The sequence below is a fragment of the Paraliomyxa miuraensis genome (genome assembly GCF_026337845.1).
GTDB lineage: Bacteria > Myxococcota_A > Polyangia > Nannocystales > Nannocystaceae > Paraliomyxa > Paraliomyxa miuraensis.
Window position 1 is genome coordinate 79,119 of record NZ_JAOVZF010000159.1, and the last position, 23,972, is coordinate 103,090.

At 70.5% G+C, this 23,972-nt stretch carries 18 protein-coding genes; 6 read left to right on the forward strand and 12 right to left on the reverse strand.

Going from position 1 to position 23,972, the window contains the following annotated elements:
• Positions 1-31 precede the first annotated feature (31 nt).
• Genes OEB96_RS31645 through OEB96_RS31655 form a run of 3 tightly spaced genes read left to right on the forward strand, consistent with a single transcriptional unit; the run spans position 32 to position 3,407 of the window.
• Positions 32-1,252, forward strand: coding sequence for an aminotransferase family protein (locus OEB96_RS31645; RefSeq protein ID WP_266220546.1), 1,221 nt, complete (start codon positions 32-34; stop codon positions 1,250-1,252).
• The gene (locus OEB96_RS31650) at positions 1,249-1,854 is read left to right on the forward strand and encodes a P-loop NTPase family protein (protein WP_266220547.1); all 606 of its coding nucleotides are present in this window, start codon (positions 1,249-1,251) and stop codon (positions 1,852-1,854) included. The genes OEB96_RS31645 and OEB96_RS31650 overlap by 4 nt, the downstream gene beginning before the upstream one ends.
• On the forward strand, positions 1,851-3,407 hold the full coding sequence (locus OEB96_RS31655) for a GMC family oxidoreductase (RefSeq protein WP_266220548.1): 1,557 nt from the start codon (positions 1,851-1,853) through the stop codon (positions 3,405-3,407). Before OEB96_RS31650 ends, OEB96_RS31655 begins: the two co-directional genes overlap by 4 nt.
• Before the next feature lie 15 nt (positions 3,408-3,422).
• Here the strand turns inward: OEB96_RS31655 and OEB96_RS31660 are convergent, their stop codons facing one another.
• From OEB96_RS31660 to OEB96_RS31690, 7 genes are all read right to left on the reverse strand, one after another.
• The gene (locus tag OEB96_RS31660) at positions 3,423-5,054 is read right to left on the reverse strand and encodes an alkaline phosphatase family protein (protein WP_266220549.1); all 1,632 of its coding nucleotides are present in this window, start codon (positions 5,052-5,054) and stop codon (positions 3,423-3,425) included.
• 36 nt (positions 5,055-5,090) lie between these two features.
• A complete protein-coding gene (locus OEB96_RS31665) occupies positions 5,091-5,615 on the reverse strand; it encodes a hypothetical protein (RefSeq protein WP_266220550.1) in 525 nt (174 codons plus the stop codon).
• Positions 5,612-6,874, reverse strand: coding sequence for a glycosyltransferase family 87 protein (locus OEB96_RS31670; RefSeq protein ID WP_266220551.1), 1,263 nt, complete (start codon positions 6,872-6,874; stop codon positions 5,612-5,614). Before OEB96_RS31670 ends, OEB96_RS31665 begins: the two co-directional genes overlap by 4 nt.
• A gap of 120 nt (positions 6,875-6,994) precedes the next feature.
• Complete coding sequence (locus OEB96_RS31675; protein WP_266220552.1) at positions 6,995-10,111, reverse strand: DUF2135 domain-containing protein; 3,117 nt, start codon at positions 10,109-10,111, stop codon at positions 6,995-6,997.
• A gap of 78 nt (positions 10,112-10,189) precedes the next feature.
• On the reverse strand, positions 10,190-10,531 hold the full coding sequence (locus tag OEB96_RS31680) for a hypothetical protein (protein WP_266220553.1): 342 nt from the start codon (positions 10,529-10,531) through the stop codon (positions 10,190-10,192).
• A 32-nt stretch (positions 10,532-10,563) separates the two neighbouring features.
• Complete coding sequence (locus OEB96_RS31685; RefSeq protein WP_266220554.1) at positions 10,564-11,187, reverse strand: hypothetical protein; 624 nt, start codon at positions 11,185-11,187, stop codon at positions 10,564-10,566.
• A complete protein-coding gene (locus tag OEB96_RS31690; protein ID WP_266220555.1) occupies positions 11,184-13,214 on the reverse strand; it encodes a hypothetical protein in 2,031 nt (676 codons plus the stop codon). The genes OEB96_RS31685 and OEB96_RS31690 overlap by 4 nt, the downstream gene beginning before the upstream one ends.
• A gap of 103 nt (positions 13,215-13,317) precedes the next feature.
• On the opposite strand from OEB96_RS31690, the gene OEB96_RS31695 reads away from it, so the two are divergent.
• The gene (locus OEB96_RS31695) at positions 13,318-15,003 is read left to right on the forward strand and encodes a hypothetical protein (RefSeq protein WP_266220556.1); all 1,686 of its coding nucleotides are present in this window, start codon (positions 13,318-13,320) and stop codon (positions 15,001-15,003) included.
• Between the two features lie 23 nt (positions 15,004-15,026).
• On the opposite strand, the gene OEB96_RS31700 is transcribed toward OEB96_RS31695, so the two are convergent.
• Positions 15,027-17,897, reverse strand: a complete 2,871-nt coding sequence (locus tag OEB96_RS31700) for a serine/threonine-protein kinase (protein WP_266220557.1) — start codon at positions 17,895-17,897, stop codon at positions 15,027-15,029.
• Between the two features lie 121 nt (positions 17,898-18,018).
• On the opposite strand from OEB96_RS31700, the gene hpt reads away from it, so the two are divergent.
• Positions 18,019-18,588 carry a hypoxanthine phosphoribosyltransferase gene (gene hpt / locus OEB96_RS31705; protein WP_266220558.1) on the forward strand — a complete coding sequence of 190 codons (570 nt, stop codon included), beginning with the start codon at positions 18,019-18,021 and terminating at the stop codon, positions 18,586-18,588.
• 182 nt (positions 18,589-18,770) lie between these two features.
• Here the strand turns inward: hpt and OEB96_RS31710 are convergent, their stop codons facing one another.
• Positions 18,771-18,944 (reverse strand): hypothetical protein, encoded by a 174-nt coding sequence (locus OEB96_RS31710; protein WP_266220559.1) that lies wholly within the window; start codon positions 18,942-18,944, stop codon positions 18,771-18,773.
• A gap of 251 nt (positions 18,945-19,195) precedes the next feature.
• Positions 19,196-20,338 carry a UDP-N-acetylglucosamine--N-acetylmuramyl-(pentapeptide) pyrophosphoryl-undecaprenol N-acetylglucosamine transferase gene (locus OEB96_RS31715; RefSeq protein ID WP_266220560.1) on the reverse strand — a complete coding sequence of 381 codons (1,143 nt, stop codon included), beginning with the start codon at positions 20,336-20,338 and terminating at the stop codon, positions 19,196-19,198.
• 110 nt (positions 20,339-20,448) lie between these two features.
• Here OEB96_RS31715 and OEB96_RS31720 point away from each other — a divergent pair, with 110 nt between their 5' ends.
• Positions 20,449-21,588: a D-Ala-D-Ala carboxypeptidase family metallohydrolase gene (locus tag OEB96_RS31720; protein WP_266220561.1), complete on the forward strand. Its 1,140-nt coding sequence runs from the start codon at positions 20,449-20,451 to the stop codon at positions 21,586-21,588.
• A 377-nt stretch (positions 21,589-21,965) separates the two neighbouring features.
• On the opposite strand, the gene OEB96_RS31725 is transcribed toward OEB96_RS31720, so the two are convergent.
• Positions 21,966-22,964: a hypothetical protein gene (locus tag OEB96_RS31725; RefSeq protein ID WP_266220562.1), complete on the reverse strand. Its 999-nt coding sequence runs from the start codon at positions 22,962-22,964 to the stop codon at positions 21,966-21,968.
• Complete coding sequence (locus OEB96_RS31730; RefSeq protein ID WP_266220563.1) at positions 22,952-23,950, reverse strand: hypothetical protein; 999 nt, start codon at positions 23,948-23,950, stop codon at positions 22,952-22,954. The genes OEB96_RS31725 and OEB96_RS31730 overlap by 13 nt, the downstream gene beginning before the upstream one ends.
• Positions 23,951-23,972: the final 22 nt, after the last annotated feature.

Consider the following 23,972-nt stretch of genomic DNA (forward strand, 5'->3'; position numbering starts at 1 on the left):
GTGGCACCCGTGGACGCCGATCGGTCGATCCGTGAGTCGACCGTTCCTGGTGCGTGGCAGCGGCTACCGTGTGTGGGACCAGGATGGTCGCATGTTCATCGATGCCATGTCGTCGGCGCTCAACGCCAACTGTGGCCACGGCGACCCGCGCATCGCCGATGCGGCCCATCGCCAGATGCAGCGCATCGCACACTTCGATCTGGGGGTGGGCACGCATGCCCCGGCACAGGACCTGGCGCGTGCGCTGGCCTCGGTGATGCCCGATCCGGCCCTGCGCTGGACCACCTTCGTCAACAGCGGCTCGGAGGCCACCGAGGCCGCGATCCGGATCGTGCACGACTACTGGGGCAACCGGGGCGATCCGCGACGCCACGTGGTGTCGTTCGCCGCCGGCTATCACGGCAGCACCGTGCTCGCGAAGTCGCTGACCACGATCCCGCGCAACGCCACCGAGGTCACGCTGAGCTTCCCGATCTCGCGGATCCCCATGCCGGCGCCCCCGCGTGCGCTGCGGGAGGGACTTCCGGATGCGCTGCTCGATGCCTTCCGCGAGGCGATGGAGGCCCAGCCCACGGCCGCCGTCGTGGTCGAGCCGCTGCTCAACGTGGGCGGTGGCATCGTGTTGCCGACCGGGTTCCTGCGCGGGCTACGGGCGCTGTGCGACGAGACGGGGGCGCTGCTCGTGCTCGACGAGGTGTTTTGCGGCCTGGGTCGCACGGGCAGGATGTTCGGCTTCGATCACGAGGGCGTGGTGCCCGACATCGTGACCACCAGCAAGGGCCTGGCGGCGGGCTACGTGCCCATCGCCAGCGTGACCTGCCACCAGACCGTGTACGAGAGCTTCACCCTGCCCGGGGGCCTGGGGGCGCTGCACTACGGCCATACCACGGGTGGACACGCGGTCGGGTGCGCGGCGGCGCTGGAGGTGCTGCGCATCGTTCGGGCCGACGAGCTCTGCGGCAACGCGGCTGCGCGCGGGGCAGAGCTGCTCGAGGGTCTGGGTGCACTCGTACGACACGAGCGCGTGGTCGACGTGCGCGGTCTGGGCCTGGTGGTCAGCGTGGAGCTCGCGTCCGAGGACGACGCGGCCGAGGTGCTCGCGCGTGCGCTCGAGCAGGGCGTCATCCCGCGCCAGCAAGGTCGGCACATCATGGCCGTGCCGCCGCTGGTGCTCGATCGGGCGGGGGTGGACGAGCTGGTGACCAAGCTCTCGGCGGCGGTGGACCAGGTGCTGGGGCACGTCCGATCATGAGCACCGTGCGCGAGCGGCTGGTCCAGCGTGCGCGGGCGCCCGCGCGGGGGCGGACCCCTCGGCGCATCGCCGTGGCCGGGGCCACCGGCGCAGGCAAGTCCACGCTCGCCCGCCGCCTCGGTCGGCTCCACGGCCTGCCCTACATCGACATGGACGGCCTCTACTACGACCGCGGCTGGACGCCGAGGCCCGACTTCATGCTCGAGGCCAGTGCCCGGCTCCAGGCCGAGCGCTGGATCACCGATTGGTACTATGAGTCCATCGCGCCCGTGCTGGTCGAGCGCGCCGAGCTGGTGATCTGGCTCGACTATCCGCTCGCGGTCACGCTCACGAGCACGCTGCTGCGCTCGCTGCTGCGACGGCTGCACCACGAGGTGCTGTGGGCGGGCAACCGCGAGGGCGGCGTGCTCTCGTCGCTGTGGAACGAAGACCACGCGCTGCGCTACGCGGTGCGTGGCCGCGCCCGGGTCCTTGCCAGCCTGTCGGTGCTCCTCGATGCCCCCGGCGTGGAGCTGTGGCGCTTTTGCACCCCGGCCGCGCTGAGCACCTGGCTGGTGGCCGAGCTCGAGACCCCCGAGGACGAGGAGGAGCGGCGAGCATGATCCCCACCCACGTCATCGTGGGCGCGGGCTCGGCGGGCTGCGTCTTGGCCGAGGGTCTGTCCCGGGATCCCCGCCACCATGTGCTGCTGCTCGAGGCGGGGCCCGACTACTCGGGCGAGCGCAGCCTGCCGGACGACCTGCTGCTTGGCGCCACGCCGGCGCTCGCGTCCCATGACTGGGGCCTCTGCGCGGAGGGCCCGCGAGGACGGACGATGCCCTTGCCACAGGGCAAGGTGGTGGGCGGCTGCTCGCAGATCAACAGCTGCATCGCGCTGCGGCCCGATCACGGCGACTTCTCTCCGGTCAACGGGGTGGAGCACCCCGCCTGGGGCTGGGACCGGATGCTCGCTTGCCTGCGAGACATCGAGCACGATCTCGACTTCCCCGATCACGATCACCACGGCGCCACGGGGCCGCTGACCCTTCGACGACCGAGCCCCGAGTCACTGACCCCGGCTGCGCGTGCCTTCCTCGACGCCTGCGTGGCGCTCGGCCACCCGCTCGTGGCCGACCACAACGCGCCCCACACGACGGGCGTGGGCATCGTGGCGATGAACCAGACCGCGAGCGGACACCGGATCTCGGCCAACCTTGCGTTCTTGGGTCCGGCCCGCTCGCGCTCCAACCTCGAGATCCGGGCGCGCACGATGGTCGAGCGCGTGATCATGGAGGGCACCAGGGTCGTGGGCGTCTCGTGTCGTACGGCCTCCGGTCTCGAGACGATCGCGGCGCCGCGGGTGATCCTCGCCGCGGGTGCCTACGCCACGCCTGCCGTGCTGCTGCGCTCCGGGGTGGGGCCACACCAGGACCTCGAGGCATGCGGCATCCCGGTGCGGGTGGATCGACCGGGCGTGGGGCACCACCTGTGCGATCACCCGCAGCTCCCCATCTTGGTGGCGAGCGCCGAGGTGTCCGCGTGGCGCTCGTTGCCCTGCGTGCAGGTGCTGGTTCGCTATGGCTCGAGGGCGGGGCCGTACGCCAACGACATGCAGCTGTGTCTCATCAATCACGTGGAGCTGCAGCTCTTCGAGCCGCAGCTGGCCGCGCGCTGGGGAGCCTCGTGCGCCATGGCGGTGACCACCAACCTCATGGCTGCGGTGTCCCGTGGCTCGGTGCGGCTGTTGCCGGGCCGCTCCGGGCCGAGGGTGGTCATCCAGTATCCGTACGACGAGGACGAGCGCGATCTGGTGCGGCATCGCGAAGGCGTGCGGCACGTCTGCGCGCTGCTGGAGCACCCGAGCTTCGCGCCCCTGGTGCACCACAGCTCGCGACCAGACGAGCGCGTGCTGCACGACGACACGGCACTCGACGCGTGGATCCTCGAGAACGTCCAGACCGGTCACCACCCCATGGGGACCGCCCGCATGGCCGAGCCGAGCGACCCGCTGGGCGTGGTCACGCCGGATCTGGCCGTGCGAGGAACCACCGGCCTGTTCGTGGCGGATGCGTCGATCCTGGCCGGCCCGGTCCGCGCCAACACCAACCTCGCGGTGCTCGCGGTCGCACGCAACGCGGTCGGGATCCTGAGCGCCGAAGCCGGCTCGACTCCGTGATCCGCGGGGCTCGGGTCACTCGATCGGCTCCGCCGCGTCCGGCAGCGAGACACCGAGCAGATGGGCCACCGTGCCTGCGATGCGCAGGGTCGAGACCGGCTCGGGCACCCGCCGTGGTGCGAGCCCCGGAGCCAGGATCATGGCCGGGACGAGACGATCGTCCGGGTTGGCGGAGCCGTGACCGGTGGCCTGATCCGGCGGGGACATCACGACCGAGCCCGGACGCGGCGTGAAGTAGATTTCTCCCGAGCGCTCGGGATCGATGCTGCGACAGACCAGCGCCGCGGTGCCGCGGTGCTGGTCGCAGTCGCCGAGCGCTCGGTCCGTTCGCATCACCAGGCCCACGCCGGGCACGTCGGCGATCGCCTCCGCCATGGCGTCGAGCACTTGGTCCTGGAGCTCCGCGGGCAAGGACCGCGCCGCCTGGTCGAGGTAGACCGTCGGACCGTGACCATCCAGGACCCAGTCGCCCGGGCCCACGATCGCCTGGGCCGCGGCCTCGGCTGCGGCCTCGACGTCGGACGGGCGCACTCGCCAGGCATCGAGGCCGGCCGCGTGGCTCCACTCCGGGGTGTGCGTGGCGCCGTGGTCGCTGGTCACCACGATCGCGTAGCGGTCCTCGCCGATGCGCTCGTCGAGCGCGAGGAGCAGCTCCCCGAGCGCGCGGTCGAGCCACAGCAGGTGCTCGAGCGATTCCCACGACTCGGGTCCGTACACGTGACCGATGTCGTCGTGCGCCGACAGGCTGATGGCCACGAGGTCCGGATCGTCGTCGAGCCCCAGGCCCTCGGCCGAGATCGCATGGAGGGCCGCCTCGAGGACGAGGCGGTCGGCCAGCGGAGTCACGCCCAGGGCGCGGTGTGGCTCGGGGGCTGCCCCCAGGTCGTGGGGGAAGCGAGTGCTCATGCCGAGGGGGGCGGACTCGCCGGGTGCATCGTCCGGGATGCCGGTCTCGCGGGCCAGCAGCTCGGGATCCTCGGCCTGCCAGCGCCACGCGAGCCGGGGAGCGATCGGCTGCTGCTCGGCCAGCGCGCGCAGCCAGGCCGGGGGCTCGCGACCGTAGTAGGTGGACGTGGTGAGCGCGACCTGGGCGGGATCGTAGAACACGGCCACGTCCGCGTCGTGACCGCCCAGCATCACGGCCGCCCGCGCCTTGAGCGACAGCGCGATCGTGTGGCTCCGGCCGCCGGTGGCGCGCTCGAGCACGGTGGCGAGGCCGGCTCCTCGGAGCCGTCGCGGGGAGACGCCCGAGCCGACCGTGTCCCCACCCAGCGGGTGCAGCGAGTCGGTGTCGTCGTGCTCGGCCCAGCGCAAGGACTCCGAGCCGCGCTCGTACCACGCGTTCGCCACGATGCCGGTCGAGGCCGGGGGCCGCCCCGTGGCCAGGGCGGCGTGGCCCGGTGCGGTGGAGCTGGCCGCGTAGGGGAGCTCGGCGTGCGGCACGTACACGCCGCGCTCGAGCAGCCGGGCGAAGCCGCTGCGAAACAGGTGCCGACGAGGTTCGAACGACCAGCTCGGGAGCTGATCGATGACCAGCAGCACCACCAGGCGCGGCCGCGGAGAGGCCGTCGCGAGCGGAGCCACGGGCCGGGCGCGGCATCCACCGGCTGCGACGGCGAGCAGCAGCAGCCACGAGGCGATCCGCATGCACTTCATCGAGCTGCGCTCCACGCTCGCGGTCGGCTACCCGACTCGCCTCATCTTCCATGCAACCGAGACCCGGACTCCGCCGAAGTGGCGGTCTGGCGCGGTGGCGTGGTGTGCAATGGAAGCAGGGAAGAACACGGCTCGGTTGGCCTTGTAGGCGATCGCGCGGAGGATCTCCGCGTGCTCGGGTATGGACTTGCCGTCGCTGTCGAGGAACACCAGGCTCCCGCCCATGCCGGTCACGAGCTCCGGGCCGGGGTAGTACAGGAAGGTCAGCTCGCCGTCGTCGTGGTGGGGCATGCCGGACTGACACGCGGTCTGGCCGTTGGCGTAGCACCGCACGAGCTCGAGCGGCCGGCCCAGCCGCTCGCAGACGAGGCCGAACAAGGTGGTGCGGTAGAACTCCTCCTGCTCGAGCCCGTCCATGTGCCAGAACCTCGAGTGCGCGAAGCCGCCGGTGAAGCTCCACTTCGGCCGCTGCATGTCCTCGAGCACGCGCTGGCGGAGCGCCTCGTCCAAGAACTCGTCGAAGATCTCGATCTCCTCGATTGCGTGGTTCATGTGTCGATCTCGTGGTGGGGCTCGGGCTTGGCGCGCATGCGCCAGCTCTCGGCCAGGAACATGGCCCACAGGGCGACGACCGCCAGGGTCATGAAGGTCGGGAACACGTGCTCGAAGAGCACGCCGCCCAGGAACGCTCGCTCGTAGGTCAGGCCGGTGAGCATGATGGCCAGCAGGAGCACGACGGTGAGGACACGCGTGGCTCGGGTCGTGCGCTCGGCGAGCACCATGTCGCGCAGGGCGACCAGGCACGCGGGCAGGATGAACATGGTGTGGTGCTGCCAGCTGGTGGGCAGCACCAGGAACGCGGCCAGGGCGAGGATCGACAGCTCGTGATCGGTTCGTCGTGCACGGGCGTGGTCATCGGCGTGTGCTCGTCCGGCGCGCAGTGAGACCACCACGGTCGCGATGCTCGCTGCGAGCACCCCGATCACCGCGATCGTCACCAGCGGCGCGGCGAGGTCCGGCGCGTCGAGCACGGGCCGGACATGACGGTTGGGCACGAGCAGACGGCTGCCGAGCGACGCCAGGCTGCGGTTCCAGGGCGCTCCGACGGGGATCTCCTCGCCCGCCGGGAGGTTGTGCGCGACCGACATGGGCGTGATCGGACGGACGATGTTGGACAGCCAGCTCGTGAGCAGGCCGTCGGGCAGCAGCAGGACGGTGGCCAGCAGCGAGCACGTCAGCGTCAGCCCAATCCCGAGCCAGAAGCGTGGACGCGGGCGACCGAGCGTGGCCAGGCCGAGCACGGCGTAGTGGGGCTTGAACAGCGCGCAGCCGACGATGAAGGACGAGCCGCCCAGCACCGACGAGCCGGGCTGCCTCAGCGTGCGCCAGAACAGCCACATGAAGAACGCCAGCACGATGTTGACCTGGCCGAACGCAATCGTGCAGAAGATGCCGCCGAAGAGCGCGATGTAGAGCGTGGCGTACGGCCAGAAGCGTGGCGAGGTCGCGATGCTCGACAGATCGCGCGGCAGGCCGGCCAGGAGCACCAGCGCGAGCACGGCGTTGACGACCCACATCAGCAACCCCGAGCCGCTCTCGCTCAGCAACGAGCTGGGATAGAAGAACAGCAGTGCCGGCGGCGAGTAGACGAACTCGTCGGTCGAGCGCACCTCGTTGGCGTCGGTGTACGGATCCTTGCCTTCTTTGAAGACCTCCTGGGCCGCGTTCCAGTAGGCGGCGTGGTCGTAGTCGTTGACGTCGGTCAGCCACAGGTGCACCACGAACGCGACCAGCCCGAGCACGAGGATCACGGCGCGCGAGCCTTCGAGGTGAAGCCGGTGGCGGAGGAACATCGTCGGGAGCGGCGGCGAGGCAGCGCGTGCGGCAGGAGCCTCGAGCGATCGCAGGCTCCACCCGAGCTCGCCTTCATGTCAAGGCGATGCGCGCACGTCCACCGTCACCAACTCGTGCATCTCCTTGCCCGTCTCCAGCGTCACCACCTTGGTCTCGACCTCCTCGTTCGCCCGTCCCCAGTTGCGGGTGATGGTGGCGTGGACCTTGGTGCGGGCGCTGGCGCGGTTGGCATCGGAGGCGAAGTACTTGGCGCGCACCCGGTACTGGCCCGGCGGGGCCTTGGCCAGCACGTACATCTCGGGACCGTAGCCCTGGGTCACGTCGCGGGTGAGCCGGCCGCCGCTACGCGTGTTGGGGTGCGAGTAGAAGCACTCCTCGCCGCTGGGCTCGAGCACGTGCAGATCGACGTCGGTGTTGTCGGTGTTCCAGGTGATGGTGACCAGGATGTCGGCCTCGGCCACGTCGACCCGGCCGCGCAGCACCTCGGCCCGGTGCGTGGCGTAGTCGGCGAGGCTCGGATGCAGGCCCGCGGCCGTCGTGCCCTGCAAGAACCGAAGGTAGTCCTGCATCAGGATCTGCTGGAACTCGCCGAAGCGCGCGTCCCACTGGCCGCCGAGGCCGAGCTCGAAGTAGGCGAGCGCGAGCTCGGGCCGGTTCATGGCGGCGAGGGTGAGCGCCATGGCGCGATAGGTCTGGGGCTCGTGGGGCCGCATGGCCGCGACGCGGGCGAACAGGCCGTAGGCCTGACCGTGCAGGCCCCACTCCATGGCGGAGAAGCCGATGTCTCGTGCGAGCACGCCGTCGCCGGGCTGGGCTTCGACGAGGCTGCTGAGGGCCTTGAGCGCGTCGGAGGGCGAGACCTCGCGATGGCGGCGCTCGGCCTCGGCGGTGAGGGTGTCGTACTCGGGAGCCTGAGCGGCGAGCTGCTCGAGCACGGGCTTGGGGATGCCGTCGCGGGTGCGGCTCTTGGTGCGCAGCGGGGGCACGAGCACCTCGTACGACTCGCGCGGCAGCGCGGCGAGCAAGGTGTCGAGCGGCTTGGGCAGTGCCACCATGGCCCCGGGGGTCTTGGCCAGCCGCAGCAGCCGACCCAGGAACGCGGCCTTGGGGTCGCCCAGGCGCGTGGCGAGCAGCTCGAGCGCTCGAGCCACGAGGGTCGCGGCGGGGTTCTCGATCACGGTGTCGCCGTCTCGCTTGGGCTCGATGCCGAAGCGCTGGTAGTCCTCCTCGGTCTCGAGCATCAAGAGCGAGGTGGACTTGCCGGTCACGCGAAAGTGTCGGGCGTAGGCACCCGCCTCGGTCTCGGTGGCGTCGAGGAATTCCTCGAGCTGCTCGACGGCGAGCTCGCCGTAGGCCCGCAGCGCCAGATCGGACTCGAGCACCACCGGCAGCGGCACGCTGACCCGCTTGGTGGTGGCGCCCTGCGAGAGCTCGAGCACGAGCTGGGCGCCGGGCCTGGGAGCGCCGCGGCCGGTGACGAGCAGGCGCTGGCCGGGAAACACCGCGCGCGGACGCCCGGCCACCAGCAGATCGGTGGCGCCTTCGAGGCTCACGCCCTGCAAGAGCCACGGGCGCGAGGTGTGGGCGGTGGCGGCCGCAGCCACCTCGGACTCGCCCACCACCGAGAACACCGCACCGCCGGTCTGCCGGGTGATGTGGCGCAGCATGGCGTCGTCGCCCCCGGCCATCCCGGTGGTGTAGGCGAACACCGAGCCGGCAAGGCCCCCGCGCAGCGCTTCCGAGAGCGCGTAGGCGTCGGCCTCGCCCCAGGTGGCCGCACCATCGCCGAGCAGGAACACGTCGTAGGGGGGCAGCTCTTCGCCACCACCCATGACCGGGCCGAGCCACGAGGGGTGGCTGGCCTCGCGCAGCGCGGCGCCGAGGTCGGTGGCGCCCTCGAGCGCGAGCGTGCCCGCATGCTCGAGCAGCGCGTCCACGTTCTCGGGCGTGTTGGACACGAACTCCTCGCGAAACCACGCGGTCTCCACGTTGAAGAACACCACCGCGAACTGCTCGATCGTGCCGCGGTCGTCCTCGAGCAAGCGGCGCATCAGCATGAGCCAGACGTTGAAGCGATCGGGGTTGGCGCTGAGCGAGGTGTCGACCATCAGCACCGCACGGGGCGAGCCCTGGGCCTTGGCGCTGCCCTTGGTGCCGACGGGGAGGGAAGGCTCGACGCGGGCGGCGAAGATCGGCCCGACCGAGAGGTCGGTGCCCGCGAGCGCGATGCCCTTGGCCTTGCCCAGGCGCACCGTCACCTCCTGGCCGCTGACGTCGGTGAGCCGTCCGAAGCGGCGCGTGCCCTCGGCGTCGAGCTCGGCGGTGGGGGTGACCTCGAGCGTGGTGCCCTTGGGCACGCTGATGGCGAGATCCACCGTCGAGCTGGGCAGGCCCTCGGGAACCGGCAGCCGCAGCTCGAGGTCGTCGCCCACCGCGGTCAGATCCACGTCGTAGCCGACCACGACCCGGTGCAGCCGGTTGGGGGCGATGGGGAAGATCCGCGCGTCGAACACCCCGGCGCCCGCCCACTCCATCAGCGCGGGGTCGACCCGCTGGCGCACGGTGGCGCCGTAGGCGACCGCGGCGGTCTCTCGCGGCACCATGCGGGCCTCCTTGGGCTCGATCCAGCTCGCCTCGCGGGCCCGCATGATCGCGTCGGGCATCAGCTCCTGCGCCCGCACCTGCGCCCGCTCGTCGTACTGCGGGGACTTGGCGGGCCCGGCCGGGGACTCCCACGCGCTCTGCCCAAAGGCCAGGAACCACGGCGAGGCCCCGCTGGGCAGCCGCAGCTCGAAGTTGCCCTCGTACTGGCGATCGTGGGGATTGAGGAAGAAGAAGTCGATGAGCACGCGCGCTCGAAAGCCATCGATGCGGGCGCGCACGTGCATGCCCTGGAGCGGGAGCGACTCGTCGTCGCCGATCATCAGCCGCGAGGTGTTGGCGACCAGCGTCGAGCGCTTCCAGGTCTCGGGCTTGGTATCCTCGTCCTCACCGCCGTCCTTCTTGGCCTTGTTCTCCTCCATCGCGGCCGGGGCCGCGGCGTCCTCTCTGGCCTCCTCCTTCTTCTCGTCGGCCCGGCGGGTGGGCTCGGCCTCTGCGGCGGCCGAGTCGTCGTTGCGGCTGCAACCGCTCGGCCCGGGTGCGAGCACCAGCAGGAGGAACGCCAACGAGAGGAGCGTGCGAAGGCTCGGCATCGCGGACAATGAGACGGCCTTCGCGGGCGGGATGCAATCACCGAACGTCCCGGACGGCCGCAGCCGTGGGGGCGACGCTCATGAGCCCGCCGTTCTCATGCCCGAGCCCGAGCCCAGCAGGTCGAGCATCGACGCCATCATGCGCGAGCGATAGGCGATGGCTGCCTCGACGTTGCGCATGTGGAGGTCGTAGAGCACCGTGTCGATCTCCCACTTGCCCTCGGCGTTCTTCGACGCCGGGACCTCCGACAGGTTGTCGCCGTCGAGGCTGATGACGGTGCGAGCCGCGAGCACCGACTCCTGGGTGGAGCCCGCTTCGAGGGTTCGGGTCTCGACCTTGAGCACCGCCGCGTCGCTGACGAATTGCGAGACCTTCTCGGCCACCGTGCGCAGGGCTCCCTTGATTTCCGTGACCGCCATGTCGTTTCTACTCCTGCTCGTATCTGGTTGGATCAGCCGATCGAATCGGCGCCCGAGGTGCTCCATCGTCGATGGACGTCTCGGACGCACTTGAAGGCGATGGGCAAGGCCATCAAGGCTCCGCTGGGGGCTGCGATTGCGCTGGCGATCGTGGCGGCTGCGCTCACGATCTTCGCCAGCACGTACATGCGATGGGCGCTCTGGGTGAGCGAGGCCTCGGTCGTGGCCACATGGGCGGCCAGCAGGCTCGCGGGGACGCCGGGCGCGGTCTCGGTGCGGGTGTCTCCCAGCCAGCCCATGCGCGTGCGGATGTACGCTGGACCTTCCCCGGTCTCGATGACGTGGGGGGTGGCGAGGGACGAGAGCAGGCCATCGAGCTTCTCGGCGCTCTCGCGGTAGAGCCGGGCGATCCTGCCCTCGTGGGTCTCGTCGGCGTCGCCGACCTCGAAGCTGATCGGTGCCTCGTCGTCGCGAGCGAGCCCGGCGGGATCGCGCGCCTGCTCGATCATCCACCACAGCTCCTCCACGTCGGCCTCGCCCACGTCGAAGGCGACCATGCCGTCGCCGTTGTCAGCGGCGTTGGCTCGCCGCAGCAGGGCCTGCAGGGTGGCGTCGAGCATCGCGTCGAGCTCGGCCAGCTCGCGCTCGCGGATCACTTGGTGAGCCCCGCGAGGCTGGTGGCGGCCTGGATCACCGTCTCGAGCATCCTCGACCGGGCCTGCTGGGCCTGCTGCACCATCGCGGTGTGGAGGTCGAGGGCGGATCGGTCGATCTCTCCGTCGCGCTCGGGCACCACGACCACCGTGTCACCGTCGAGGCTGATGCGGGTGTAGGCGCGCAGCTCGGCGCCGAGGACCCGTCCGTCCTGGACCCGAACCTCGCTCATCTCCTTGGCGACGTAGGTGGTGACCTCGAGCGTGCCCATGTCGCTGATGGCTTCGGAGATCTTGTCGCCGAGCTTGGCCACGAAGCTTCGCAGCGAGTCGACGACGCCACCGCTGGCAGGGGTGGCCGGGGCCGCGTTCGTGCCCTCGTCCTGGAGCTTGGGCTTGGAGAACAGGCCGAAGGCATCGCCGGCGTCGCCCTCCGAGGGCGTCGTCGAGGCATTGGACGGAGGGGGCGGCTCCTGCTGGACCGCTGCCCCCGTGGCCGCCTGGGGGGGAGGGCTCGCCTTCAGCTCCAAGACGGGTCGTGGTCGGGCCTGCGCATCGTCGGCCACGGGCACACGAACCGCGGGGTCGCCGAGGATCAAGTAGTTGCGGGCGTCGTTGTTCGCGGTCCAGTCGTTGGCGATCTCGAGCTCCGTGACGTCGCCGCCGTACTTCAGCTCCTCGAGCTTGTCGACCAGGCCCGCGGACAGCTCGCCGTAGCGGCTGCCAAAGCACTCCATCGCATGGCCGATGGGCTTGCCCAGCAGCAGCTCGTACATGAAGCTCTCGAACACCGCGATCTGGTGACCGACCTTGGGGGTGTAGAACGAGCAGCCCCACGCGCGCTCCACATGACCCACGGCGGCCAGGGCTCCGCCACGCGGGTGCGACAGCATGCGCCGGGGGAGCCGAGCGAAGAACGGCGTGGGGGCGAGCTCGGTGCGCTCGCCCGAGCGGTGGAAGAAGGCGTCGTGCCTGGGCGTGCCGCCGCCGTAGCAGGCGAACAGGAACGCGATGAGCCCGGCCAGACTCGCGGAGTCGGACAGATCCTCGCCGGAGAAGTAGGCGTCGCGGGGGACCTCGCCGGGCTCGGGCTCCCAGTCCTGACACAAGAGCGCCCCCTGGTGCTGGAGCTGGCCCGCGTAGCCGTTGGGGAAGCCCATGCCGTGGCTGGCGGTGAACAGCACCGCGGGGGTCTCGGGGCCGCCCAGCATGCTCGCGAGCCGAGCCTTGGTGGCCTCGGCCTCGGTGTGCACGTCGATGCTCCAGGCGGGGAGCTTGTGCCGGGCATGCGGGTTGTTCGGTTGCTCTCGCACGTACCGGTCGAGACCGGCGATCAGGCCCTCGGCGCTCAGCCTGGTGGCGCGGTCGTTCTCGACCCCGAACAGGCCCAGGCGCCGCGGCAGCTCGAGCTCACCTCGCTCGGCTGCGAGTACGGTGCGCGCGTAGTTTGCGTACTCGTCGGGGGTGTCGAAGTGGAGGCGACCCACCGCGTTCTGGAGCCCGAGATGGGACTGGAACTCGGTGGGGATCGTCTCGGGGCTGCCCACGATCAAGAGGTAGTAGGGCATGCGGTCGGGGTCGACTGGGCCCGACGTGGGCGCATTCTGCCGCTTGAGGAACGCCGGCTTGCGCTCGCCGGGACGGTAGGCCTTCGAGCCCCAGAACTCGCGGTAGCGCTGCTCGGTGATGCCGGTGGCCTGACTCTTGCGGAAGTCGAGCAGCGGCTGCAGGGCCTCGCGCACCGCGGGGTCCTCGTCATGGGCGAAGATCACCCCCCAGCCGGCCTGGGCGATCACGGTGGGGTCCACGTCGGCCCGGGGAGCGAAGTGCGGCTGCTGCTTCTCCTCGTAGCGCCTGGCGGCGGCCTCCTGCACCTCGTCGAGCGTGCGGCCCTGCGCGAGCTCGGCGATCTGGTGCACGGTCATCGGAGGCGTGATGTAGCCGCCGGTTGCACCGTTGATTCCATTGAAGACGAACTCCTGATCTTCCTCTTCGGCCATTCGTAGCTCTTCGAGAACGATCACTATCATGTTCTGCACTTCGGCGGGTCGATGTGCCCGGAAAACGACATCGACCGGTGTTCGGATCGACGCGGCGGCGGCGATGCTCGATTTCGGACGATTTCGCGGAGCGGTGCAGCTGATCTTCGTCGTCGATCCTGCGATGCTGGATGCTGCATCCGTGCCCATGTCGAACGACGATCTGCTGTACTTCAATGGGATCGACATCGCGACCGGTGGCTACGGGATGCCGCCGATGACTCCCGAGGCGATGAAGGCCCTCGTGCTCGACGAGCCCGACCCCGAGAACATGGAGGACCTCGAGGCTCGGAAGATCGCGGTCCAGACGGAGAGGGAAGGTCACCTCGGGGTCAAGGAAGGCGTGGACCCGCTCGACCTCGCGCAGGCGGGATGGGGCGTGATCTTCCCGGCCACGGCCGATGTCGACGCACGGGCGGCCCAGGCTGCGATTCGGGAGGCGCTGACCGAGCTGCTGGCGCTGCGGCACTCGCAGGCGGGACCGAGGTTTCGGATCTACGAGGGCCCCAGAGGGCACCGCCCCGGGCAGAGCAAGGCCAAGTGGCTGCAGAACAACGGCGCCGCGCCCTCGGGACCAGCCGACCCCGACAAGGTGCCGTACTACCTCTTGATCGTGGGCAGCCCCGAGGAGATTCCCTACTCGTTCCAGTACCAGCTCGACGTGCAGTATGCGGTGGGGAGGCTGTGGTTTCCCACGGTGGCGGAGTACGCCAGCTACGCGCGCAGCGTGGTGGACGTGGAGGTGCAGGGGCTGACCGAGCGCCGCAAGCGACGGCTCTGCTTCTTCGGAGCGCGCACCGAGGGCGATCGCGCGACCGAGCTGAGCTCGACCCGGCTGGTCGAGCCGCTGGTGCAGCAGCTGACCGGCAACGACCACGGCTGGGAGGTGCACGGCTTCGTGGGGCAGGAGGCCACGCACGCCAACCTGCAGACCCTGCTGGGGGGCGAGCAGACCCCGGCGCTGCTGTTCACGGCCAGCCATGGCGCGGAGCTCCCGATGGACGATCCGCGCCAGCGCGCGCACCAGGGCGCGCTCGTCTGCAGCGACTGGCCCGGGCCGCAGCAGTGGCGCGAGCCGCTCCCCGAGCGCTTCTACTTCGCCGGCGAGCACCTGTCGCCCGACGCCGACGTGGCGGGCATGATGCTGCTGTGCTTCGCCTGCTTCGGCGCCGGGACGCCGCAGTACGACGAGTTCTCACGGCTTCGACGAGCCGAGCGTCGCAGGCCGATCGCTCCGGCGCCGTTCATGGGCGCGCTGCCGCTGTCGTTGCTCGGGCGCGGAGCGCTGGCGGTGATCGGGCACGTGGATCGGGCGTGGGGCTGCTCGTTCACCGACGGGGGGCCGCGGGCCAAGAGCCACACCGCCACGTTCGAGAGCACGCTGCGGCGGCTCTTGCAGGAGCAGCCGGTGGGGCATGCGTTCGACTACTTCGACATCCGCTACGCCGAGCTGTCGACCGAGCTGAGCGAAGAGCTGCAGGACGAGTGGAAGGAGCACGACGCCAATGATCTGACGATGCTGTGGACGGCGAACAACGATGCTCGCGGCTACGTGGTGCTTGGTGACCCCGCGGCGCGGCTGACCTTCCGCGGGGGGGCGAAGCGACCGGATGGCGCGGTGCTCCCGACGTCGTTGCAGCCTTCGTCGCCAGTGGGGGAGGCCGACGACCGGGATGCGCCCATACCCGAGGTGATCGCGCGGCCGCCCGAGATCAGCGAGGAAGACTGGAGACACACCCCCCTGGCGGTGCAGAGGTACATCGATCGCCGACGCCAGTGACTCGACCGATGTCGGGAGGGCCGTCACCGCGCTGGGGCGGAGGCATGATCGGCGTGCCACGCTTCGATCTGGTCGACCAACGGGGCGCCGCGCTCTCCGAGGCGCTGGGCCTCGTCACGCGCCCGCTCGAGCAGCCGCAGGCCCTCGTCGCGCGCTCCGTCGTCCCACCGCGCCTGGGCGAGCAGGATTCGCATGCTGATGAGGCTCTCGGGATCGAGCCCTGCCGTCTCGAGCAGCGTCACCGCGCGTTGCAGGTCGGCCGTCCCTCGCGCCGGGTGTCCCATCAGCGTGTGCGTCTGTCCGCGCCCGGCCAGGGTGTAGGCCAGCTCGGGGTGCTGGGGGCCCAGCGCCTGCTCGAGGATCTCGATCGCGCGGTCGAAGCCGGCGAGGGCCTCGTGGAGCTGCCCGGAGTCTCGGTCGACCTCGGCGAGGTTGCCCAGGAGGATCCCGAGCTCGGGGTGATCGGGCCGCAGGTGCTCCTCGAAGATCTCGCGTGCGCGCGCGTAGGTGGCCCGTGCCTCGTCGCGACGCTCGAGCCGGTGCAAGAGCGGGCCCATGTTCATCAGCGATCGACCCACGAGGAACGCCTGCGGTCCGAGCGAGCGCTCGAGCAGCTCCTTGGCCTGCTGGTGCATGCGCAGCGCCTGCTCGAAGCGCCCCATCAGGTAGGTGGTGTTGGCCAAATTGGTCAGGAGCTGCGGGTAGAGCGGGTGCTCGAGTCCCACCGATGCCCGCAGGCCATCGAGGGCCTGCTGGGTGTGCTCGGCCGAGGCCGGGAGCTCGCCGAGCATCTGCTCCACGACGCCGAGGTTGCCCAGGGTGGCGCTGACCTCCGGGTGTCCCGGGCCGTAGACCGCGATGCGATCGGACAAGAGCTCGGTGAGCTGCGCGCGGGCTCGGGCATGGTCGCCGAGGTCGTGGTGGATGAGGGCGAGGTTGCCGCGCATGTCGAGCGCCTCGGGGTGGAGCGGGCTCGAGCGCGCGATGGTGCTGGCGAGCGCGCGCTCGTAGTGCTCGCGCGCACGCTCGGGCTCGCCGCTGGCGCGCCGAAGATTGCCCAGCGTGCCCTCGAGGAAGGTCCTGGTGTCGGTGGGGTCGGCAAGGCGCTCGATGGCGGCACGCGCATGGCGAGCCCAGCGCTCGGCGTCGTCGGGGCGCCGCAGGTGCACGCCCTCGAGCGACACGAGCTGGATGCTCGCTCGGGCGGCGAGCGGGTCGTCGCCCACCGCCTGGGCCTGGTGCCAGGCCTCGACGAGCTCGCGCCGGGCTGCATCGTAGTCACCGTCGGCCATGAGCATCGACCCGTAGAGCTGCTGAGCCTCGGCGGTCAGGGGGGCGTGGCCGAGCGCGGTGGCGGTTGCGCGGGCCAGCTCCGCCTGCGCGAGCGCGCGGTCGTAGTGCCCGGATCGCTTCATCGCCAGCGCGCGTGCGATGTCGTCGTGGACGCGCTCCACGTCGGCCGCGATCGAGGGCGGAGGGGGCGGGGTGGTGGCCACCGCGGCCTCGGCCTCGCACTCGGACGGCGACCGCAGGGCGCCGACGGCCTGTACGGCATTGCGAACGGTGTCGGCGTCGGCGTGCGCGAGCTCCTCGACCGTGCCGCGCAGCTCGGAGAGGCGGCGGCCGAGGCAGGTGAGTCTCCGGTCGTGCTGCGGCCCTCGAGCGTCACCGTGGCGTCCGTCCTCGCATGCGCGCTGGCGTGCGTCCGCCAGCGCCAGCGCGTGCTCGTCGAGACTGCGGTCGAGGCCCCGCAGGGTCTGCTCGACGTAGGGCATGCCCGAGCGGACGAAGGCCTCGTGCACCGTGGCGCGCACCGAGTCGTTCCAGACCCCTTCCACCGCCTCGGCCGCCTGCTCGCACGCGGGCCCAGCGTCCGGGGCGAGCGCGAGCCAGAGCCCAGCCGCGGCCGCTGCGGTCGACGTGATGGCTGCGCCGAGCCACCGACGAGAGCGGGGTCGAGGGGGTCGCAGCCGCTCGATGATCTCGGCCATCGAGGGCCAGCGATCCTCGGGCGCGACCGACAGCCCCCGCACGACGAGCTCGCGCAGGGCCGCAGGGACGCGGGGATCATCGGGTGGCTGCGGCGGTCCGCGTCGCACCTGCTGCATCAGCTCGAACACGCTGCCTCCCGGGTAGGGCCGCGCGCCGTAGAGCGCCTCGTAGAGGGAGGCGCAGAAGCTCCATTGATCGCTGCGTGCATCCAGTGGTCCGCCGGCATAGGCCTCGGGGGCCATGTAGCCGGGGGTGCCCACCGCGTGCCCGGTGGCGGTCATGCGCATGTCCAGGATGTGCCCTTGGCCTTCGTCGGATTGCAGCGTGGGTTGCTCTTCGTCGCCGCGGATCGGGGCCGCCAGGCCGAAGTCGGCCACGAGGATGCGACCGTTGTCGCTTCGCAGCACGTTGGCCGGCTTGAAGTCGCGGTGCACCAGTCCGGCCCGATGGGCGGCCAGCAGGCCCTGGCCGGCCTGCGCGAACGCATCGAGGATCTCGGGCAGCGGACGCTCCTGGCAGAGCCAGGTGTGGAGGCTGCCGCCCGCGACGAAGGCCATGGCGATGAACACGCGGTCGTCGCTCATGCCCACGTCGTACACGTCGATCACGTTGGGGTGCGAGAGCTTGGCCAGCGCCTGGGCCTCTCGCAGCAAGCGGGGGGTGCCATCGGTGCGATCGTGCCGGCGGGCGTGCAGCAGCTTGATCGCCACCTCGCGGTCGAGCTCGGGATCGAGGGCGCGCAGCACCACCCCCATGCCGCCCTCGCCAATGCGCCCGAGCATCACGTAGCGACCCACCTGCTGCGGGAGCTCCGACCACGGTGGCGCCATCGGCTCGGTCGGCGCGGCGCGTGCGTGATCGAGGGGTTCGTCCGAGGCAATGGTTGGGATCGAGGATTGCACCGAGCCCACTCGATGGTTTCAGGCGGTCACGTGACGTCTCCGCGAACGGATCGTAACAGCCCGCAAAACCGTGGATCTACACGAATGCGCGCGAGCGTGGTAGGACCGCGATCGAGCCACCATGAGCGCACCACCCCAAGACACCCGCCTGGGCGCCTCCATCGCGGAGGTGCTGTTCTCGGCCGAGGCGATTGCGAGCAAGGTCTCCCAGATGGGAGCCGCGCTGGCCGCTCACTACGAGGGCAAGCGCCCGCTGGTGGTGGGGATCCTCAATGGCTGCTTCCCGTTCATCGCCGATCTCGTGCGCGCAATGGACATCGAGCTCGAGGTGGATTTCATGTCGGTGTCGTCCTACGGCGCCGGGACCAAGAGCACGGGCGTGGTCCGCTTCATCAAGGATCTCGAGGAGCCCATCGAGGGACGGCACGTGCTCCTGGTGGAGGACATCATCGACACCGGGCTCACGCTGCGCTACCTCACCGAGGCCTTGTACACGCGCAAGCCGGCGTCGATCGAGGTGTGTGCGCTGCTCGACAAGCAGCAGGCCCGCACCCAGAACATCGAGGTACAGTGGCGAGGCTTCGTGTGCCCCGATGCGTTCGTGGTGGGCTACGGGCTCGACTACGCGGGGCGCTACCGCAACCTGCCCTACGTGGGTGTGCTCGATCCTTCGGTGTACACCAAGGGCTGATCGTCCACGGGCCGCGGTCGCTCGGGGGGCTCGCACCGCATGGCGTCCCACGCGGGAAAGCGAGCCGCGAGCTGCTGGCGGTTGAGCCACGCGAGCACGGGGAGCAGGTCCGTCGCGGCCGCCGGGGGCTGACCCGACGGCCGCGATCGAGGGATGGGGGACGCAGCCATGACGGGATGCCGCTACGGCTTGGTGGCGATGACGTCGTCGGGATCGGGTCGCTTGCACTGATCCTCGCCGAGGTCGGCGCAGACGTCGGTGGCGGGCCGCAAGGGCTCCACGATCTCGAGGGCCTGATCGCAGGCCGGAAGCAGCGCAGTGGCGATGAGCAACGACAGGGTGATGGGCTTGGACATCGGGTGGTCTCCAGGGAAGGGGACGACGACGCCCCGCGACGTTCCATGCGCGTGCGGAGGGAGCACCGAGCGGGTCTACCGGATCGGGCCGTGCCCATCCATGGACGGTAGCCATGGGTGGTCGTGGCCGCTCACGGGACGCCGCGGGGGTCGTCGACCGGTTCGCTTGGTTCGACCCAGCCTCGCGACCAACGGTTTTCGTGCTTGACGGCTGTTCTCGTGACCGATGTGGGCCACCGACGAGCTCGGTGTCAACCCAGCACGTCGTCGAGCCACGCCGCCACCGCCGCCGCACCGTCGGGCGGGCAGGTCTGGCGGGCCGCTTCGCGCATGCCGTCACGACGCTCGCGATCGCCGAGCAGCTCGAGCAGCACCGGCGTGAGCAGCTCGGCGTTGCGCTCGGGGTCGATCTCGTCGCGCAGCATGATCGCACCGCCGCCGTCGACCATGGGCTGGGCGTTGTGCCGCTGGTGCTGATCGCGGTGGTAGGGATTGGGCAGGAACACGGTGGGCGCGGCGTTGGCCCAGGCCTCGGCGACGCTGCCGGCGCCGGCGCGGCTCACCGCCAGGTCGGCCGCCGACCAGGCCTGGCCCATGGCTTCGAGGTAGTCGACGACCTTGGCGTGGATCTTCGCGTCATCGTAGGCGCGCTGGAGGCCGGGCACGTCGTGGGTGCCGCACTGATGCAGCACTTGCCAGCCGGCCAGCGCCTCCACGATCGCGGGCCGCCGCAGCAGCGCCTCCATGGTGTGGATGATCGAGGTGGCGCCGTGGGTGGCTCCGGTGACGAACAGGAGCGGACGCTCGGGGGGGAGACCGAGGGCCGCTCGGGCCTTGGCGGGATCGCGGTCGCCCACCGAGGCGGCGCGCATCGGCAGGCCGATCGCATCGGCGCCGGGCAGCAGCTCGGAGCGGTAGGCGGTGAAGACCCGCGAGCACCGGCGCACGAGCAGGCGGTTGGCCTGGCCGGGGACCGCATCGAGGTTGACCATGGCGCGTGGCAATCCAGCGCTGGCCGCCACCGCGATCGCGGGTCCGGAGACGAAGCCGCCGGTGGCCACCACGGCCGCGATGCGGTGCTCGGACAACAAGCGCCGCAGCTGTGCGGTGCCCTGGCGCCACGCGAGCAGGAACGGGAGCGCCTGCCACGGCTTGCGCAGCGAAGGCAGCGGCCGCACGGGGCTCTGCGAGTAGGCCTCGCCCAGGCGCTCCATGATCTTGGGGTCGCCGGGCCGATCGGAGACGAGGAAGCGCACCTTGGCGTCGGGGCGACGCGCGCGGAGGGCTTCCATGATTCCGACGTTGGGATAGATGTGTCCGCCGGTGCCCCCGCCGGCGAGGAGCACGGTGCCTGGGCCCCGTCCAGGACCGTCGTTGGGATCGCGGTCGCTCACGGTCCCGTTCGGTGTGCCACGGGGGGAGCCAGCGCACCAAGAAACCCGGAGAAAGCCTTGCTGGCGGCCGCGGATGCGCGAGCGCCATGGGTGGCGGTAGAGTGTCGCGCGTGGCCGTGCGGGATCGGACGAGACGGGAGGGGTGGACGCTTCTGCTGCTGGGCGGGCTCGCGTGCGGTGGCGGCGACGATGGGCCGTCGGCATGGGACCCCGTGGTGACCGTGGGCGACTCGGGCTCGACCTCGGGCACGCTCACGGAGGGCGAGGGGGAGACCGGTGCGGACGGTACCGAATCGGGCGAGTCGTGCGAGCCGGGGCAGACGGGACCGTGCCTGTGTCCCGATGGCCTGAGCCTGGGGCAGCACGAGTGCGAGGCCGACGGCATGGGCTTTGGCGCCTGCGAGTGCGAGGGCGACGACTCGACCACGGCCGACCCGATGCCGCCGCTGCCGGCTCAGATCTGCTACCTGGGCGGTGATCGGGCCGGGACCACGTGCCTGCCGCTGCAGGCGTTCTACGCCGATCTTCCCGTGGGCTACGAGTACCCCGCGTCCATGCTGCCCGACGGGCAGGACCGTGCGCCGCTGGGGCTCGTGGACATCGAAGGCGCCGATCCGGCGATGATGCTGGCGCCCAACTTCGCGCTCGACGAGCTCGCGCGGCTCGAGGTGGGTCGCTGGGCGGTGGTGCAACCGCATGCGGTGGAATCGCTGCAGGCGATGCGCGACCAGGTGGGCAGCATCGGGGTCGTCGACGGCTATCTCTCGCCGGCTGCCAATGCGGCGATGGGGGGAGCGCTCTACGCCCGGCACCAGTACGGCGATGGCTTCGATCTCACGCCCAATGCAGCCACGATCGGCGAGCTGTCGGCGGCATGTACCGCGGAGGGCGGGTCGGCGGTGGAGTTCGCGACGTTCGTGCACTGCGAGTGGTCGAGCGTGCCGGTGGACGAGGACTTCTTCGGTCCGGCGCCAGGAGCCGCTCCGCCGGGCTCGGACGGCGCCGAGGTGGCGACCGGCGAAGACGAGCTGCCGGGACACGACGCGTGGATCGAGCCCGATGGTCACCAGCTCTGGGCGCCCGCGGTGGGCTTCGTGGAGGGCGAGCCGCGACGGGTATGGACGGCGCTCGACGCCACCGGCACCGAGCTGGCCACCGGCGAGGGGCGCTCGTTCGAGCCGCCGCCGGGCACCGCGGTGGTCGAGGTCACCGTGGGCGGGCGGCTACGGCGGAGCTTCACCATCGACTGAAACCAATGGCCGTGTTTCGGCGAGCCGGAGGGCGAAGCCCGACCACTGGTGAGGGGGTGGAGGTGGAGCGAGGTAGGCGGCGACCCCCTTGGGAGGGGGTGGAGGTGCAACCGTGGTAGGCGGTGACCCCCTCACGAGGGGGTGGAGGTGCAACGAAAGGTCCGTGGCAACCCCCTCGTGAGGGGTGGAGGTGAAACCTGAGGTTCGTGGAGACCCCCTCGTGAGGGGGTGGAGGTGGAACGGAGGTTCGAGGCGACCCCCTCGGGAGGGGTCGTCCTCGAAACGAGGTTGCGCTCGCTGGGCCTCATGGGGGCAAGCGGCCTCAGGGTGATTCGGTCGGTGATCCGTTCGCCGGGTGGATCCGTTCGGTATTCGGGCTACTGCCCGGTTGCAGGGACCGGATGGACTTGATCGTAGCCCCCCGAGACCAGGGAGACCGTCGCGACCTTCTGGCGGCTGATGGCGGCAGGCCCCGGGCCATCCGCGAAGCGCAAGGCGTAGTTGATGACCAGGCACGGTGGCCGGGTGGCGGTGGCTTCGTGGGGACCGAGGAGCACGCCCACGCGCTCTTGCTCGATCAAGATCGAGGCTCCGGGAAACCGGCCCTGCTCGGATGCGATGAAGGCATCGTGGGCCTGGGTGAGCGTGACCGGCATCTGCCCCTGGTCGAGCGCCTGGACCTTCACGTCCGTCAGTCGCACGCTCGAGAGCGTCCCGTTGCGATCGATGCCGATGCGGACGCCCGCGTCGATGATCTGCAGGCCGGCGACGCGTCGGTTGAGGGTGTACTGATACTCGACGATCCATTCCGCTTCGAGCGCGGGCCCGCGGCCTTCGTGCTCCCGCCAGAGGCCCAGGTGCGCCTCATCGGCGTCGTAGCCGTTCGGCAGCACGCTCGTGGCGACGAGTGAGGCCAGCGTGGCGGCCATGACTTCGCGAGCGGTGACCTCACCCACACCTGCGTCCGCAACGACGGGAGCGGGGCCATGCTGGAGCTCGGGCCTGGCCTGCTGCCGCTCGACGTCGAAGATCATCAGGTCATCCTCCCAGGGCTGGTAGAGGACGACGAGCCCGGGCGCCGCCTCGGGGAGCGGGTGGAACTGCAGCGTCTCGTGTGGGTCGGCCAGCGCCTGCTGGGCCCACTGGTGCAGTCGATCGGGCTCGGGCTCTGCGTTGGAGAACAGTGTGAGCACCGACCGTGTGCGCAAGGCGAGGTCGTTCGGGGTTCGTTGGATGCGCGAGAGGTGTACCTGCCGCGCGGCCACGATTGGCTGCTGATCCGCGGGAATCGCCGGCGCGGGGCCGGCCGGGCTCGCCAGGGTGGTGGCGGGAAGGATGCCGAGGATGGCCGAGAGTGCGGACGCTAGGGCTCGCATGTTGGGCTCGTTCCGTGGTCGACCCACGCGTAGTTGTAGATGTCCGGATTCTGGGGCTCGGGGATGACGTTCTCGAGCCCGATGCCAAGACGCATGCGGGCATTGAAGTGACGGTCGACGACCTCCGGTGCGGTCTGGCCGGGGGTGTACACGACCGGCGAGTTCCGCGAGAGTCCGGGCTTGGACTGACCGATGCCGATGAACGCTTCGCGGTTGTGCACGGGAACGATCGTGTCCTTGCCGTCGATGATCGAGGTGCCGGTCTGGTCGAAGAACGAGGCGAGCAGCGGGTCGGAGATGTGCGGCGAGTTGTGCCAGCCGAAGTGCTGGCCGATCTGCGCGCCGACGAAGAGGGTCTCGATCAGCTTGTTGTCGTGGACGTACGCGGTGCAGCTGGTGGCGTAGATGGCCGCGCCCGAGATGTCGCCCACGAGCGATCCGAGCCGCATGGCATCGTTGATAATGAGCTGACACACGCCTTCCGCTCCGGTCGGCGTGGGGCCTGGCTGGCCCCATTGCAGGAAGTTGATGTTTCCGTGGCTGGCATAGACGGTCACGCGTCGCGAGTCGGCGAAGGTCCCCTCCTGACCGAAGGGCGAGCCCTCACTGGCAAATGGATCGTTGAAGTGGTAGGTGGAGCCCTGGGCGTTGTTCAAATACTCTCCCGTCCAACCCGCAGCGAGCATCGCCTGCTGTAGCTGGCTCCCCACGTTGTTGAGGTCGTCGTTGTTGCACCCGGCAACGCCTGGCACCGGAGCAAACTGCGTGGTCTCCTCGATGAAGAAGGTCAATGGGTCGCCGGGGAATTCTTGCTCGCTCCCGCCGCCGGTCGAATCGGCAGTGGCAGTGGCAGTGGCAGTGGCAGTGACGTCTCCCGTCCCTCCACTGTCGGTGGCCGTGATCGTGACGTTTTCGGGTTCGGGACTACTACACGCAACCGCAAGCAGCAGACCCAGGAGCCAGGCATGGGGGACACGGATCGACATTGGCGTCTGGGCCGTCTGGGCC